Consider the following 15478-nt stretch of genomic DNA (forward strand, 5'->3'; position numbering starts at 1 on the left):
GGATGTGATTGATAATTGATAATGGATAATTGATAATTGATAATTGTCTGAATCAGGATAACCAGGATTATAGGATGTACGGGATGTGATTGATAATTGATAATGGATAATTGATAATTGATAATTGTCTGAATCAGGATAACCAGGATTATAGGATGTACGGGATGTGATTGATAATTGATAATGGATAATTGATAATTGATAATTGTCTGAATCAGGATAACCAGGATTATAGGATGTACGGGATGTGATTGATAATTGATAATGGATAATTGATAATTGATAATTGTCTGAATCAGGATAACCAGGATTATAGGATGTACGGGATGTGATTGATAATTGATAATGGATAATTGATAATTGATAATTGTCTGAATCAGGATAACCAGGATTTGAGGATGTACGGGATTTTGTTTAGAAATTCTCAAAATAATATAAAATCATCAAGAATACAAAAAAATAATCTTATAAAATTATAAAAATTCCATCCTGATAGCGAAGCGTGACGTTAGTCATAAATCCTCAAATCCTGGACATTATCTCGACTTACTTCGACTGCGCCCTTCGACATCGCCCTTCGACTGCGCCCTTCGACACCGCTCAGGACAGGCTCAGGACAGGCTCAGGACAGGCTCAGTACAGGTCGCTCGATAACCACCTGATTCAGACAAAAAAAATGATAAAATGATCATCTATTATCTGTGTTTATCTGCGTTCATCTGCGTTAAATAAAAATGTTGGGTTTCCTTGCGTCAACCCAACCTACAGGATAAAATAATAATACCCCAATCACCAATCACTAACTAACAAGAGTTAAAAATATGCAAATTACCATTGAAATACCTGAAGAAATTGGACAAAAATTACAACAAAATTGGCATAACTTACCACAAAAAATATTAGAAGTATTAGCTATTGAATCTTATAAAAATGGCATGATCACAACTGCACAAATTCAAGAATTACTACATTTTTCTAGCCGATGGGAAACAGAAACATTCTTAAAAAATGCTCATGTTGATTTAGATTATACAGAAGCAGACTTAGCAGCAGATATGGAAACATTAAATCAGGTTTTATCATCATGATTGTAGTTGCAGATACTTCACCAATTTGTTATTTAATCATCATTGAACAAATTGATTTATTACCACAATTATTTGGTAAAGTCATGATTCCCAAAGCTGTTTACCAAGAACTACAAGCAACAGGAACACCGGAAAAGGTACAAAAATGGATCACAAATATTCCTGAATGGTTGGAAGTCGCTGCTGTTAACATTCCTGATGATAATATGTTAGTAAACTTACATCAGGGAGAAAAAGAAGCAATATTATTAGCCGAAAGAATCCAAGCTAATTTAATTATTATAGATGAAAAAGCCGCTCGTCAAATTGCCCAATCTAGAGGTTTAAAAATTACCGGATTATTGGGTATTTTAAATTTAGCAGCTAATCAGAATTTAATTGATTTGAAAACAACAATTACCGCATTACAAAAAACTAATTTTCGTGCTAGTTCTCACCTGCTACAATCTATGTTCAACCAGTCATGAAATTAAAATGTTGGGTTTCCTTGCGTCAACCCAACCTACAGAATAAAATAATTATATCCCAGTCCCCAGTCCCCAGTCCCCAGTCCCCAGTCCCCAGTCCCCAGTCACCAGTCACCAGTCCCCAAAAATATGGAATCTCAAGACGTTCGCACTTATATCCAAAAAGCCCTAAAATTAGATTTAATCGGTCCTAGTTCCCAAGACCTAGAATATCAAACCGAAATTTTAAACCAACCCCCATCTAAATGGTATCTTACCGGGTTTTTAGTTCCCTTTGGTGCGCCGGTAGAAATGAAATATGACCCCACAGCAGATGATACAATAGAAGTAATTACTAATAAAGATATCGCCGAAGATGCCAAAACACCAGAAACCGCTGCTGCAAGAAAAGCACCTTTCCCTTCTTCCATCGGGTTGAGTTTTTTAGTTCCTGCAACAACTGAAAAATTAGAAGTAACTGTAGAATGGGGAGACTATCAACCCCAAGAACGGGAAATAGAAACTTCAGCAGAAAATAATAACGAAGATCAACCCAGCAAACCCCCAACAGAAATATTATGGCATCGCTTTCCTAATATTATTACTATACCAATTTCCCTACCTGCCAATTATGATCAAATTTCTCTTGATGTGAGTGATCGAGATGGTTTAAATAGTGGGTTAAAACTTTATATTTCCCGTCGTCCCGTTGCAACTTCTCCTCAACTTCCCATCGGTACACAGTCGGTTTCTGTTTTTGTTGTTAACCATCGTGTTTATCAACCCCACAGTAAACAAGATGAAAGTTTTATTTTTCAAGCAGGTTTAACTATTCGCACTTCAGAAATATCAGATATATCAGATATATCAGATATATTTGTTCCTCGTCCTGACTTGCGGGGAGAAAATACTCTAGACCAAGATGAGGCGATCGCATCTCTCCAATACCGTGATGACTGTGAATATGCAGTTGGTCATAATATCTCTGCGCTTGCACTCCTGGAAAATAACCAATGTCAAGAAATTTCTACCACTTGGATACCCACCGCAGAAGTCCCCAGGGTGGAAGCTGCAAATATCGCCGGTTTAGAACTGGGAATGGAAGCTTTAGCCCAAGCCCCTAACGCTGATACTGTTCGTGATATGATTGGGGCGATAGTGACGGAATATGCAAACTGGATATCTCAACAACCTATTCCCACCCCACCCCACCTAGCCAAAACCGCCCAAGAGTTATTAAACAAAGCTAATATAATTAATCAACGTATTGCCGCAGGTCTGCAAGAATTAGACGACCCCCTAGTATTTCAAGCCTTCCAAATAGCCAACCAAGCCCTAGCAACTGCCCGCCGACAGCGTTTTTGTCAAGATAACCCAAATAAAGCCCCTAATGACGCACCTACCCCCAAATGGCGACCTTTTCAGTTAGCTTTCCTCCTCCTCAATCTTGTCAGTATTAGCCAACCTATCCACCCAGACCGAGAAACCGTAGATTTGCTGTTTTTTCCCACAGGTGGCGGAAAAACCGAAGCTTATCTCGGTTTAGCTGCTTTTACCTTGGTTTTACGTCGTCTCAAAGACCCTAGCATTTACTCCGCCGGTCTCACAGTTTTAATGCGTTATACCCTACGCTTACTCACCCTTGACCAATTAGAACGAGCTACAACTCTCATCTGTGCCTTAGAATTACAACGACAACAACACCCAGACATACTCGGTCAACATCCGTTTAATATTGGTTTATGGGTAGGAGACAGTGCTACACCCAACAAAATGGGTAAAAAAGGCGACAAAAATGAAAATTCTGCCCGTGAACGCACAATAGCTTTTCAACAGGATGAAAAAACCAAACCCAAACCCATACCTTTAGAAAGATGTCCTTGGTGTGGTACAGAATTATCAAATCGAGCATTTCAATTATTACCATCCGCAGATTATCCCACAGAATTAAAAGTTTCCTGTTCCAACCGCAAAACCCACCCCGACGGAAAACCCGCCTGTGTTTGGAAAGGTAACAATTTTCTGCCTATTATCGCCGTAGATGAGCAAATTTACCGACAACTTCCTTGTTTTATCATTGCCACCGTGGATAAATTTGCTAACTTACCTTGGGTGGGACAAACTGCGGCCTTATTCGGTAAAGTTACTCATTATGATCAAAAACTTGGTTTTTTTAGTCACGCAGATCCACCTGCAAAAGTTACAGGAACAAACTTAAAAAAATTAAAAACCTTTTTACCCCCTCCAGACTTAGTAATTCAAGACGAATTACATTTAATTTCTGGACCTTTAGGAACAATGGTAGGACTTTATGAAACTGCTATTGACGCTCTCTGCACCATAAGTTATAATAGTGTAAATGTCCGCCCGAAAATCATCGCCTCAACCGCCACAGTCCGCCGAGCAGACAGACAGATCCAGGCTTTATTTGCCCGTCAACAGGTGGAAATATTTCCCCCACCCGGACCAGATCGCCACGATTCATTTTTTGCTAAAACCGTACCTGTGACAGACTCCCCAGGGCGTTTATATGTAGGAGTAGCCGCCCAAGGACGCAGTTTAAAAGTAGTATTATTGCAATCTTATTTAGCATTATTAGGAGCGGCACAGAAAATCTGGTTAGAATTAGGCGGGAAGAAAAACCCTGAAAACCCTGCTGATCCTTATATGACCTTATTAGGTTATTTTAACTCCTTGCGAGAATTGGGGGGAAGTCGGCGCTTAGTAGAAGATGAGGTAAACTCCCGACTGATCAAATACGGAGAACGGCGACGTTACGGAGAAACAGCCGGTTTATTTGCTAACCGCAAAATAGACGACGAACCCACAGAGTTAACATCCCGCATCAGCACCAATAAAGTAGCAGAAACCAAACGCCGGTTAGCATTACCATTTCGAGAAACGGAAAAAGTTGATGTCGCTTTAGCCACAAATATGATATCTGTGGGGTTGGATATTACCAGACTAGGATTAATGGTAGTATTAGGGCAACCCAAGACCGCAGCCGAATATATCCAAGCTACCAGCCGAGTCGGCAGAGATACCAAAAAACCAGGATTAGTAGTAACATTACTGAATATCCACCGCCCACGCGATCGCTCACATTATGAACGTTTTGCCCATTGGCATAGGACATTTTACCGAGCCGTAGAAGCAACAAGCGTCACACCATTTTCACCCCGTGCCTTAGATCGGGGTTTAGCCGGGGTGACAGTGGCATTAAGTAGACTAGGCAAACCAGAGATGACAGAAGCAATGGGAGCTAATTATATTAATCAGTATAGAAAAGAACTAGATGAAATAGTAGTTCAGGCGATCGCCCAACGTGCAGCCATGCATAGTCCCACAGCAGACGCTAACTTTGTGCAAGATATAGAGAAAGCAGTCAGCAACCTTTTGGATACCTGGGAAAAAATAGTCATTCAAGATCAACGCTTGCAATATCAGAAAGAACTAGAAATTCTTTCCCCCTTGCTTTTAGATCCCTACGATCCCCAAACCGAGAAACAAACCCAAGAACGACAGAAATTTAAAGCCCAACGTAGTTTAAGAGACGTTGAACCAGTAGTTAAATTAAAAATTTGCGATCCAGGAGGTTTAGAACTAGAAGAATAGATGTCTACGTAGGGGCAAACCCCCCGTGGTTGCCCCAAAAACCCGTGGTTGCCCCAAACCCCCCGTGGTTGCCCCCAAAAAACGAAGTACGCACGGGGGCGCTACCCCTACATCAATTATCAATTATCAATTATCAATTACCCATTACCAACCCATGCCCAAACACAAAAAAAGACTAACCCCCCTAGCAGAAATACGCCAAAGTCAACTTCTTAACACCTACGGACCAGGTTCAATGGTTGACTTACCAGAACACTCCGTTATTATCGGCGGTTTATCCTTCTGGAAAGGTGAAAAACAATACATCCGCGAAGACCGCTTAAAAAACAAAGTTCAGGAAATTCTCGAACTGCAAGAACCCGTTAATTTATACAGTCCTCCCAGGGATAACCCTGACTCCTATGCCCCAGATGCTAATGTTGGTGTGTTTATTTTCCCCACCTGGTTTGTCGCCCAAGTAGAAAAAACAGTCCGCTTTCACGGCAAAGACTACCGTACCCGTCCCCTAGTCACTTGGCGAGAAGTCAAATCAGGCTTAAAATTTGATGGTAAATCAGTTAACGCCGTCCCCATCCGCTTTGTCCAAGGTTGTGCCAATGGACACATCAGCGATATTAACTGGTACGCCTTCGCCCATAATGACCTTTATACTAAATGTAAACATCAACTATGGTTAGATGAAGGCGGTTCTGGTAACGACTTTGAAGAAATATTTGTGCGGTGCGAAGTTTGTAAAGGTGCGCGTCGTCCCCTGTCTCAAGCCAAACTACCCAAGTCCAGAGTTTTAGGACCATGTCAAGGCGATCGCCCTTGGTTGGGTTATCAAGGTAAACAAAATGATTGTTACAGTTGTGTAATAGATAAAACAGGCAATATAGTTAAAACTAAGGAGCGAGAATACAACCGGCTATTAGTTAGATCCGCCAGTAATGCCTATTTTGCCCAAACATTAAGCGTCATTTCCATCCCCGATCTCAATGAACATTTAAAGAAAACCATAGACTGTCATTATGAAGATTTGCAATATTTAGAAGAAATTAATGATCTCAGAGGATTTTTATTAATTCAGAAAAAAAATCCTAAATATGCTGACTTAATAACATTAGATGTAGATGCTATTTGGGCAGAAATTCAACGTCGTAATAATAAACAAAGCAGTGAAAGTAAAACCATTAAACAAGTAGAATTAGAAGCTTTATTAAATTGTGAAGAAACTACAGGTAAAGAGCATGATGATTTTTATGCAACTAACCGCAAATTAGATCATTTTCCCAGTGAATTATTACCTTATATAGAAAGAGTAGTATTAGTCCATCGGTTAAGAGAAGTTATTGCCCAAATAGGGTTTACTCGGTTTGAAGCTTCTCTACCAGATATTGAAGGAGAAATAGATAAAAACTTAACCATTAATGTACAGCGTGCAGCATTAGATTTGGAAACTAAATGGATACCAGCCATTGAAAATAAAGGCGAAGGAGTATTTATTGGCTTTCATAAACAAGTAATTGAAGAATGGCAAGAAAAAGAAGTAGTAAAAGCCAGAGGGAGAAAATTAGTAAGCGGTTTAAAACAATGGTGTCTCAGTAAAAATATCTCCGAAGATCAAGTTAAATTTCCTGGCTTACCCTATATAATGCTGCATTCCTTATCACATCTATTAATTACCACCGTTTCCTTAGAATGTGGTTATGCTGCCAGTGCCATCAGAGAAAGAATTTATGCTAATCCAGACACAGGATATGGCATCCTTTTATATACAGGTTCGCCTGGTTCTGAAGGGACATTAGGGGGTTTAGTAGAGGTAGGTAATAACATTGAATACCATTTAAAAATTGCCTTAGAAACAGGTAAATTATGTTCTAATGATCCTGTATGTTCTCAACATCAACCAGATAACCTGCAAGAAGAAAGATTTTTACATGGTGCTGCTTGTCATGGCTGTTTACTGATTGCCGAAACTTCCTGTGAATGGCGGAATGAATTTTTAGATCGGGCTTTAATTGTACCAACTTTAGAAAATTTAGGTTGTGAGTTTTTTCTCAATTTCGGGGAATAAGGAACAGGGAAGGAATACAGACATTTTTGTTTTCACTCAAGAGGAGAAAAAAGGCAATTTTGTAAATCCCCAAATCTTGATGATCTTTGATTGCTTCTTTATTCATTAGACTTCTCCAGAAAAGAAATTATGGCTTGTAGTGCAGGCATACTTTGACATAGTTCGACTCCGCACTTCGACTTCGCTCAGTACAAGCTCACTAACCGTAGTTCGACTCCGCACTTCGACTTCGCTCAGTACAAGCTCACTAACCGTAGTTCGACTTCGCACTTCGACTTCGCTCAGTACAAGCTCACTAACCGTAGTTCGACTTCGCTCAGTACAAGTCTTGCCTGCTCATCGTGTACCTCATGTAAATGGAATGTGCTGTAACTTTTTTAGCAAACCCTAATTTACCTAATTTAAACGATAGGCAACTCGCAGACTTTGCACTAAAATCACCACAGAAGCGACAGCCATCAAAGCACCCCAAAACCAATAAGGTAACAGTAAATATCTTTGCATTTGTGCTGTATCGGAAAGCCCTAAAGATCCTGCACTATAACTAAATAGATAATTTAATTGATGGTAGGTACTCACACAAGCTTGCACACCCAAAAACTGAATAGCAAAACCCTGTACCCAGCGGGGAGTTTGCAAAGCTACTGCCAAAATAATTAAACCTAGTAAGGGTACTGCTATCAACCCAAACAAAGAACGCACCCAAACCAATGCAGAAAATAGTAAAAACACCCCTAATATTTTCAAACTGAGGGAAGCGGCTTTAAAACTGCGGGAAGCAAGAATTAATGCTGCACCGGCAATAGGTGGACCCATCGGACCTGCGGCCGCAACCAAAGCAGGAGCAAGGGGAGCCAAAGTAGAGCGCATAGAATAAGTAGCCACACCAGAACCATTATTAAAAATCTGTAATTTATGAAAATTTCCCCCCAAGATCAGAGCCATCAAACCATGTCCCATTTCATGAAACCAAGTTGCCAAGATGGTAAATGGGTATAAAATATAATCACCTGCTGGGAATTGCCACAAAACAGCAGTGGCGATCGCTGCTCCTACAAGCCAACTTAACCCCATACGTTCAACTTCTGGGGGTGCTTCTTGAGTGAGCAAAGATGAAAAATTTTTTGGTTCTCTCATTATGTAATATTCCTACTAATAATCCGTAACTCGTAATTTATAACTACTAATTACTAATTACTAATTATTAATTACGAATTACGAATTATCAATTACGAATTATTCTCTAAGAAAGTTGAAATAAGAAAGTTACCAAATCTCCCTTACCCAAACTGATGCGATCGCCTGGACGTAAGCGGTGTCTATTTCCTGGTAATAACGGCAAATTATTAATATAAGTGCCGTTAGAACTACCCACATCTTCTATATAATGTGCATCTCCCTCAACACGAATATCTGCATGAATCCGTGAGACAATTTCTGAATTAGGAAATCCTGCTACATCAATATCTGGGGGAATGCGATCATTGGGTTTACCAATATGAATTACAGACACATTTTGCAGTAATTCAATTTCTTGGTTACTTTGGACATGGAATAGCCGCGCCACCACTTGTTGTAATTGAGTTTTAGATACTGCTACTGCGGGTGCTGGTGCTGGTGCTGGTGCTTCTGGTTGTGGTTCGGGTACTGGGGCTGGTGGAACTACCGCTTCTGGAACTGGAACTGGAACTGGAACTGGAACTGGCACAGGTGCTGGCACAGGTGCTGGCACAGGTGCTGGCACAGGTGCTGGTGGAACTACCGCTTCTGGAACTGGTGCTGGAGGTGGAACTGGTACGGGTGCTGGTGTGGGTACGGGTGGGGCTACTGCGGCTGGAGGTGGAACTGGTGCGGGTGCTGGTGTGGGTACGGGTGGGGCTACTGCGGCTGGAGGTGGAACTGGTGCGGGTGCCGGTGCCGGTGCGGCTTGTGGAACTGCTGCCACGACTGTTGGTGGTAGAGTAGAAGCAACAGGAGGATGAGTATAAGTATCGAGTCCTAAAGGATTAGCTTGTAAAAGTTCTAACATGGGGTCAGGAGTAACCAAAGGTGGTACTTCCACAGGAATATTAGGATCGATGGTTGCACTTACTACCGTTGGTTCTGCTACAACAGGAGCGGAGTGTAGGTTATAGCCACACTGACCGCAAAAAGCAGCATCTGCTTGTACAGTTGCCCCACAACTGGGACAGTTTGTAGTCGCTGGTAACGGCGTATAACAAGCTTCACACTGAACAGCGCCGTCTGGATTGGGATGATTGCAATTTGGGCAGACGATCATGGATTTAAGCCTTAATCAAGTTAGTTGTAAAATATATTACTAGCAAGTAGTTATCAGTTATCAGTTGTCAGTGGCACAAAGCAAAAGGCAAAAGGCAAAAGGCAATTGATGTTTCCTATTCCCTATTCCCTATTCCCTATTCCCTGTTCCCTGTTCCCTGTTCACTAATTTAGGGTTTGAGTTCTAAACCTGCTGCTTCATCTAGCAGCCATAGCAATTCTCCTTGAGGTTTAATCAAGCGAGATGGATAAGTAAAATCATCAGCGGTAGGTGCGAAGACTTGAGCTAAAGCAGGTCTTTTATTAGCACCAGCAGCCAAAAAAATTACACTCCGTGCAGCGTTGATGAATGGGTAGGTAAAAGTGATGCGAGGATTACCGTCTTTGTTACCTACAGTAATCAAGCGATCGCGTACATTAAGAGCTTCTGTATGAGGAAACAAAGATGCAGTGTGGGCATCATCACCCATTCCCAGTAAAACTACATCCAATGGGGGAAAGTTTCCCGGTGCTGCATGGAAAAATTCTTGCAGATGCTGTTCATACTTAGCTGCATCTACCGCTGGATTAGCTGATAAAGTGGGTATGGCGTGAATATTAGCGGCTGGGATAGCAACCCGATCTAACCATGCACGACGCGCCATAAGTTCATTGCTATCGGGGTGATCTGGTGGTACATAACGTTCATCTCCCCAGAACACATGAATTTTATCCCAAGGCAAGTTTGAAGAGGCTATAGCTTCATACAAAGGCTTAGGTGTGCTGCCACCAGACAAAGCAATAGTAAATTGTCCCCGTTCTTGAATGGCAGTGGCCAATTTGGACAGAATCAAATCCCTCGCCCGTGCTACCAAAGCTGAGAGATCGGGTAAAATTTCAACCTTCTTGTTCATGGGTTCATCATCACATAGCTGACTTTCAGCAATAGAATACCTAATTTCTGACAATTTCCCAGTTTAACTTTTGAAACTTTTAACATCATCAGAGTTAGGAGGCAGGGGAGGCAGGAGGCAGGGGAGGCAGGGGAGGCAGGGGAGGCAGGGGAGGCAGGGGAGGCAGGAGGCAGGAGGCAGGAGGCAGGGGAGGCAGGGGAGGCAGGGGAGGCAGGGGAGGCAGGGGAGGCAGGGGAGGCAGAAGTTTTTTATTTTGGATTTTGGATTTTGGATTGTTTTTGTGATCTCCAATCTAAAATCTAATCTAAAATCTAAAATCTAAAATTTTCTTCCCCAGTCCCCAGTCCCCAGTCCCCAGTCCCCAGTCCCCAGTCCCCAGTCACCAGTCACCAGTCCCCAGTCACCAGTCACCAGTCCCCAGTCCCCAGTCCCCAGTCACCAGTCACCAGTCCCCAGTCCCCAGTCCCCAGTCACCAGTCCCCAGTCACCAGTCCCCAGTCCCCAGTCCCTGTTTTTTGACTTGATTTGCTCCCCATCACTGTTATAACCAGCAACTTGGTTTATTATCTGATAACTGATAACTGATAACTGTTAACTGATAACTGTTAAAGTACAGGCTGCTCAAACAGTAGCAAAGCCAGTACAAAATCCATAATAAAAATTGCTACCCAAGTAGTTACCACTGCGGTTGTTGCAGATTCTCCTACTTCCTTAGCGCCCCCCCTGGTAGTCATTCCCCAACTACAGCCATTAACTGCAACTATTAGCCCAAAAATCCAACCTTTGAGCAAAATAATCAAAATATCTGAAGGTGCTAAAAAATCTCGGACTGATTCTAAAAATCTCTCTGGCGGAACTTGATAAAATTGTGCTGCTGCGAAAACTCCGCCACTGATGCCAATAATTACGGCAAAAATCATCATCAAAGGCATCATCAAACAACAAGCAATTACTCTTGGCAGTACGAGATAATCAATAGGATCGGTTTTCAGCATATAAAGGGCATCAATTTGTTCTGTGACTCGCATTGCGCCTATTTCCGCTGCAAACGCTGATCCTACTTGTCCGGCAATAATACTAGCAGTTAAAATTGGGGCTAATTCTCTGCAAAAAGCTAAGGCGAAAGCACCTCCCACAGTCTCCACAGCACCAAATCTCACCAATTCTCTTGCTGTTTGAATGGTGAAAATCATCCCTGCAAAACCAGAGACTAAAAGAACTGGTGACAGAGAACCAGGTCCAGCCTTGACTGTATGTTCTAGAATTTTTCGGTAATAGGTTTTGCCTTGAAGTATGTGCAGGGAAATTTGACCAAGGAGTAGCACTGTGGCTAAACAGCGGAAAATCCACAATTGCTCTGGGTTTCTTGATGGTTGCAAGTTTACCGCCATTAGTGTTGATTTTTTGATATTATTCAACACAAGTAACAAAAAGCGGGAAATATTGCACAGGAGGCAGGAGGCAGGGGAGGCAGGGGAGGCAGGGGAGGCAGGGGAGGCAGGGGAGGCAGGGGAGGCAGGAGGCAGGAAAAAATAATTACCCATTACCCATTACCCATTACCCCAAAGCAAACAAGGTATTCCAATTAGGTATTGCATCCCGTTGAGCTATTAATAATTCTTGTATCCCTTTTTCGGCAATATCTAACAATTGATTTAACTGCTGACGGCTAAAGCTGCCGTCCTCTGCTGTTCCCTGGACTTCAATAATTCCTAGATTGTGATTCATGACAACGTTAAAATCTACAGTGGCGGCTACGTCTTCAATGTAGTTAAGATCCAAAAATGCTTCTGACTCTAATAAGCCCACAGAAACTGCTGCCACTTGTCCACACAAAGGCGATCGCTCTAATACTCCCCGCTGCAATAATTGAGAAATACCATGGGCTAAAGCCACAAAACCACCTGTGATTGCTGTTGTTCTCGTTCCCGCATCAGCTTGCAATACATCAGCATCTACAGTTAGCGTCCGTTCTCCCAACACTTCAAAATCTAAAGCTGCCCTTAAACTACGTCCAATTAAACGTTGAATTTCTTGTGTCCGTCCCGATAATTTTAATAATTCCCTTTCCTGTCGCTGTTGGGTGGCAGATGGTAGCATCCGATATTCAGCCGTTAACCAACCTTTACCACTCCCGGTTAAAAACCTGGGTACTCCCTCAGTGACACTTACAGTACAAAGTACCTGAGTATCACCGCATTTTGCTAACACCGAACCAGGGGCAAAGCGGGTAAAATTAGGTGAAAAACTCAGTGGACGTAGTTCATAAGGGTTTCGACCATCGGGACGCTGCCAAGCCATTTAATTTGCCTCAGAATTTTGAAAATTTGTTCATTCTGCTTTGAGATTATCAGAAGTCAGGGAATTGGGAATTGGGAATTGGGAATTGGGAATTGGGAATTGGGAATAAATAATTATCTATTCACTGTCACCAGTCCCCAGTCACCAGTCCCCAGTCACCAGTCCCCAGTCACCAGTCCCCAGTCACCCATCACCAGTCCCCAGTCCCCAGTCACCAGTCCCCAGTCACCAGTCCCCAGTCACCAGTCCCCAGTCCCCAGTCCCCAGTCACCAGTCCCCAGTCACCAGTCCCCAGTCACCAGTCCCCAGTCACCAGTCCCCAGTCACCCATCACCTGTCACCCATCACCAATTAAACTGAGAATATTGTGCTGTACTTGTTCTGGTGAGTCGTCACCATTAATGGTTAATAGACGGCGACGACGATCATAATATTCTAAAATAGGAATGGTGCAATCATAGAATAGTTCTACACGCCGCTGGACAATTTCTGGTTGATCATCTGGGAGCGATCGCCCTAAAGAACGGCTAACCATTACCGCTTCTGGTACTTGCAGATAAATAGCCCAGTCTATTTTTTGCCCTAAACTGTCCAACAAAAAATCTAGTTCTTCAGCTTGAAAAGCAGTTCGGGGATAGCCTTCTAAGATCCAACCACAACTAACATCCAGTTGACTGAGGCGAACTTTGATACATTCAATCATCATTTCATCAGGAACTAATTCCCCTTTTTCTAGATAAGGTTTGGCAGAGGAGACTAAATCATTTGGTTCACCGTACCCATTAGCTGATTTATTACCAGATATAGTTTCCCTTAAAATCTCACCGGTGGAAATCAGAGGCATATCAAGGTATTTGCAAAGCCTTTGTGCTTGAGTGCTTTTTCCTGAGCCTGAACCTCCTAAAATCACCAATTTCACCACAATTCACTCCTCATCATCATCATTTAAAATTCACTACTGCCTAACTCTGTTTTACTCAAAAAATTAAAATTATCTAGGACTTACGCAAGATGTGACTGAAAACCTTATTCTTGCGTAGGGGTAATTCATGAATTACCCCTACTTTCGTTTCCTTTTGCGTAAGTCCTGTTATCTTAGATAATTGATAGATACTACCGTTTATCTTCATTATGATGGTTGCCCAATTAGAAACCCCCAGTATCAATTCAACACTCAGCTTACAATATTCTGTAGCTGGATTAGTACAGGTTTTCACTAGCCCTCATCGTAACTTTTTTACTAGTGTTATATCACAAGCATTAAGAATTGCTGGACAAGGTACACCAGTGTTAATAGTGCAGTTCCTCAAAGGTGGTATTTATCAAGGACAGGACAAACCTATACAAATGGGGCAAAATTTAGATTGGATTCGTTGTGATTTACCACGTTGTATAGATACACCAAATTTAGATGAAACAGAAAGCCAAGCATTACAAAAGTTGTGGCAATATACACAACAGGTAGTATCTGAAGGGAAATATTCTCTTGTGGTTTTGGATGAGTTAAGTTTAGCGATTAATTTTGGTTTAATTCCAGAAACAGAGGTTTTACAGTTTCTAGCAAACCGTCCTTCTCATATTGATATCATTCTCACTGGTCCACAAATGCCGAAATCTCTATTGGATGTAGCAGACCAAATTACAGAAATTCGTCGTAGTCATCAGCCGTAATTAAACCTGGACGGGCTAGAAGCCCATCCCACAAGACAAGATTGGATAATTTATTTCCTGGAAGTCCTTTATTGCTTAAACTAAGCTATCAGGATCTACTCCCATTTCTCGTAAACGTTCTGCTAAAATTTGAGCGCGTTGTTGGGAATATTGGGCGCGTTCTTCTGGTGTAAAAAAGCGTTTTCCTTGTTGGTTATACCAATACATCCATTCTCTAGTAATGCCTTGGTAAGTTCCTCTTTCTATACCAATTCCTAAACCAATTTCTGGCAACCAAACGATATTACCATCTTGTAATTTATAAACTCCATTGATTAATTTGTGAACTTCTAACCGGGGTTTACGGCGACGAGTGGGATTATAAACTACATAATATAATATACCTAATTTGGCATATTCATCTTTTTTTGTTGAATACTCATTCCTGTAATTGTGAGAAACAACTTCTAACGCCAAAATTGGTAATTTTTCTTCTTCCCAAAGTACATAACTAGGACGCAAGTTTTCATCATAAAAACGCTCAACCCCTAAACTTAAAAATCCATCGGGGACAATTGGTGGTTGATAGGGGTCATAATAAATGCCCATATCCACACCAAAAAACCAGTCCATGCGGTCAGCCCAAATTATTGCTAATATTGCTTTAAGCAATCCAGGAATTAAATCTTGTAATTCATTATCTACAGGTGTTTCGTCTGAGTCTGGTAATTCTTCTGAAGAAGGCATACAAGCCAGGGGATTGTAATCTAACATGATAGATTTCACTGGTCTTTGAATATTTTGATTATATGAGATTGGTGACTGGGGACTGGTGACTGGGGACTGGGGACTGGTGACTGGTGACTGGTGACTGGTGACTGGGGACTGGGGACTGGTGACTGGTGACTGGTGACTGGGGACTGGGGACTGGGGACTGGTGACTGGTGACTGGTGACTGGTGACTGGTGACTGGTGACTGGGGACTGGTGACTGGTGACTGGGCACTGGGGACTGGTGACTGGTGACTGGGGACTGGGGACTGGGCACTGGGGACTGGTGACTGGTGACTGGGGACTGGTGACTGGTGACTGGTGACTGGTGACTGGGAGGATGAATAACCCAATGCCCCATGCCCCGAAATGTGGCAAA

The 15478-nt window shown here is 42.1% G+C and carries 17 protein-coding genes; 8 read left to right on the forward strand and 9 right to left on the reverse strand.

Going from position 1 to position 15478, the window contains the following annotated elements:
- Positions 1-821: 821 nt before the first annotated feature.
- Genes H6F45_RS17140 through H6F45_RS17160 form a run of 5 tightly spaced genes read left to right on the forward strand, consistent with a single transcriptional unit; the run spans position 822 to position 7205 of the window.
- A complete protein-coding gene (locus tag H6F45_RS17140; RefSeq protein WP_096572106.1) occupies positions 822-1088 on the forward strand; it encodes a UPF0175 family protein in 267 nt (88 codons plus the stop codon).
- On the forward strand, positions 1085-1555 hold the full coding sequence (locus H6F45_RS17145; RefSeq protein WP_187041991.1) for a DUF3368 domain-containing protein: 471 nt from the start codon (positions 1085-1087) through the stop codon (positions 1553-1555). The genes H6F45_RS17140 and H6F45_RS17145 overlap by 4 nt, the downstream gene beginning before the upstream one ends.
- Positions 1552-1749: a hypothetical protein gene (locus H6F45_RS17150; RefSeq protein WP_190347893.1), complete on the forward strand. Its 198-nt coding sequence runs from the start codon at positions 1552-1554 to the stop codon at positions 1747-1749. Before H6F45_RS17145 ends, H6F45_RS17150 begins: the two co-directional genes overlap by 4 nt.
- Entirely contained in the window at positions 1685-5149 is a 3465-nt protein-coding gene (gene drmA / locus H6F45_RS17155) for a DISARM system helicase DrmA (protein ID WP_190347895.1), read from the forward strand. Before H6F45_RS17150 ends, drmA begins: the two co-directional genes overlap by 65 nt.
- 25 nt (positions 5150-5174) lie before the next feature.
- Positions 5175-7205: a DUF1998 domain-containing protein gene (locus H6F45_RS17160; protein ID WP_347237743.1), complete on the forward strand. Its 2031-nt coding sequence runs from the start codon at positions 5175-5177 to the stop codon at positions 7203-7205.
- Positions 7206-7310: 105 nt separating this feature from the next.
- Here the strand turns inward: H6F45_RS17160 and H6F45_RS17165 are convergent, their stop codons facing one another.
- The 4 genes from H6F45_RS17165 to pgl all read right to left on the reverse strand — a co-directional run bounded on the left by H6F45_RS17165 (position 7311) and on the right by pgl (position 10378).
- A complete protein-coding gene (locus H6F45_RS17165; protein WP_190347897.1) occupies positions 7311-7475 on the reverse strand; it encodes a hypothetical protein in 165 nt (54 codons plus the stop codon).
- Positions 7476-7601: 126 nt separating this feature from the next.
- Positions 7602-8342, reverse strand: coding sequence for a M50 family metallopeptidase (locus tag H6F45_RS17170; protein ID WP_190347899.1), 741 nt, complete (start codon positions 8340-8342; stop codon positions 7602-7604).
- A gap of 106 nt (positions 8343-8448) precedes the next feature.
- A complete protein-coding gene (locus H6F45_RS17175) occupies positions 8449-9486 on the reverse strand; it encodes an FHA domain-containing protein (RefSeq protein WP_190347901.1) in 1038 nt (345 codons plus the stop codon).
- A gap of 169 nt (positions 9487-9655) precedes the next feature.
- Positions 9656-10378 carry a 6-phosphogluconolactonase gene (gene pgl, locus H6F45_RS17180; protein WP_190347903.1) on the reverse strand — a complete coding sequence of 241 codons (723 nt, stop codon included), beginning with the start codon at positions 10376-10378 and terminating at the stop codon, positions 9656-9658.
- A gap of 70 nt (positions 10379-10448) precedes the next feature.
- Here pgl and H6F45_RS17185 point away from each other — a divergent pair, with 70 nt between their 5' ends.
- Positions 10449-10700 (forward strand): hypothetical protein, encoded by a 252-nt coding sequence (locus H6F45_RS17185; protein ID WP_190347905.1) that lies wholly within the window; start codon positions 10449-10451, stop codon positions 10698-10700.
- Between the two features lie 283 nt (positions 10701-10983).
- On the opposite strand, the gene H6F45_RS17190 is transcribed toward H6F45_RS17185, so the two are convergent.
- Both H6F45_RS17190 and rph read right to left on the reverse strand, forming a co-directional pair.
- The gene (locus tag H6F45_RS17190; RefSeq protein ID WP_096572100.1) at positions 10984-11769 is read right to left on the reverse strand and encodes an MlaE family lipid ABC transporter permease subunit; all 786 of its coding nucleotides are present in this window, start codon (positions 11767-11769) and stop codon (positions 10984-10986) included.
- 166 nt (positions 11770-11935) lie between these two features.
- The gene (gene rph, locus H6F45_RS17195; protein ID WP_096572099.1) at positions 11936-12679 is read right to left on the reverse strand and encodes a ribonuclease PH; all 744 of its coding nucleotides are present in this window, start codon (positions 12677-12679) and stop codon (positions 11936-11938) included.
- 78 nt (positions 12680-12757) lie between these two features.
- Between rph and H6F45_RS17200 the strand changes: the two genes are divergently transcribed.
- On the forward strand, positions 12758-13039 hold the full coding sequence (locus H6F45_RS17200) for a hypothetical protein (RefSeq protein WP_190347907.1): 282 nt from the start codon (positions 12758-12760) through the stop codon (positions 13037-13039).
- On the opposite strand, the gene H6F45_RS17205 is transcribed toward H6F45_RS17200, so the two are convergent.
- Entirely contained in the window at positions 13017-13598 is a 582-nt protein-coding gene (locus tag H6F45_RS17205) for a nucleoside monophosphate kinase (protein WP_137669333.1), read from the reverse strand. The two genes, H6F45_RS17200 and H6F45_RS17205, sit on opposite strands and share 23 nt — an antisense overlap.
- A gap of 215 nt (positions 13599-13813) precedes the next feature.
- Between H6F45_RS17205 and H6F45_RS17210 the strand changes: the two genes are divergently transcribed.
- A complete protein-coding gene (locus tag H6F45_RS17210) occupies positions 13814-14350 on the forward strand; it encodes a P-loop NTPase family protein (RefSeq protein WP_096572862.1) in 537 nt (178 codons plus the stop codon).
- 75 nt (positions 14351-14425) lie between these two features.
- On the opposite strand, the gene H6F45_RS17215 is transcribed toward H6F45_RS17210, so the two are convergent.
- Positions 14426-15103 carry a Uma2 family endonuclease gene (locus tag H6F45_RS17215; protein ID WP_137669334.1) on the reverse strand — a complete coding sequence of 226 codons (678 nt, stop codon included), beginning with the start codon at positions 15101-15103 and terminating at the stop codon, positions 14426-14428.
- An 8-nt stretch (positions 15104-15111) separates the two neighbouring features.
- Positions 15112-15477, reverse strand: coding sequence for a hypothetical protein (locus H6F45_RS17220; RefSeq protein ID WP_190347908.1), 366 nt, complete (start codon positions 15475-15477; stop codon positions 15112-15114).
- Between the last annotated feature and the right edge of the window lies 1 nt (position 15478).

This window comes from Sphaerospermopsis sp. FACHB-1194, from assembly GCF_014696235.1.
Lineage (GTDB): Bacteria > Cyanobacteriota > Cyanobacteriia > Cyanobacteriales > Nostocaceae > Sphaerospermopsis > Sphaerospermopsis kisseleviana.

Coding starts and splice junctions, on each gene's coding strand:
- H6F45_RS17140 (WP_096572106.1), top strand. CDS start 822: ATGCAAATTACCATTGAAATACCTGAAGAAATTGGACAAAAATTACAA.
- H6F45_RS17145 (WP_187041991.1), top strand. CDS start 1,085: ATGATTGTAGTTGCAGATACTTCACCAATTTGTTATTTAATCATCATT.
- H6F45_RS17150 (WP_190347893.1), top strand. CDS start 1,552: ATGAAATTAAAATGTTGGGTTTCCTTGCGTCAACCCAACCTACAGAAT.
- drmA (WP_190347895.1), top strand. CDS start 1,685: ATGGAATCTCAAGACGTTCGCACTTATATCCAAAAAGCCCTAAAATTA.
- H6F45_RS17170 (WP_190347899.1), bottom strand. CDS start 8,342: ATGAGAGAACCAAAAAATTTTTCATCTTTGCTCACTCAAGAAGCACCC.
- H6F45_RS17175 (WP_190347901.1), bottom strand. CDS start 9,486: ATGATCGTCTGCCCAAATTGCAATCATCCCAATCCAGACGGCGCTGTT.
- pgl (WP_190347903.1), bottom strand. CDS start 10,378: ATGAACAAGAAGGTTGAAATTTTACCCGATCTCTCAGCTTTGGTAGCA.
- H6F45_RS17190 (WP_096572100.1), bottom strand. CDS start 11,769: ATGGCGGTAAACTTGCAACCATCAAGAAACCCAGAGCAATTGTGGATT.
- rph (WP_096572099.1), bottom strand. CDS start 12,679: ATGGCTTGGCAGCGTCCCGATGGTCGAAACCCTTATGAACTACGTCCA.
- H6F45_RS17210 (WP_096572862.1), top strand. CDS start 13,814: ATGGTTGCCCAATTAGAAACCCCCAGTATCAATTCAACACTCAGCTTA.
- H6F45_RS17215 (WP_137669334.1), bottom strand. CDS start 15,103: ATGTTAGATTACAATCCCCTGGCTTGTATGCCTTCTTCAGAAGAATTA.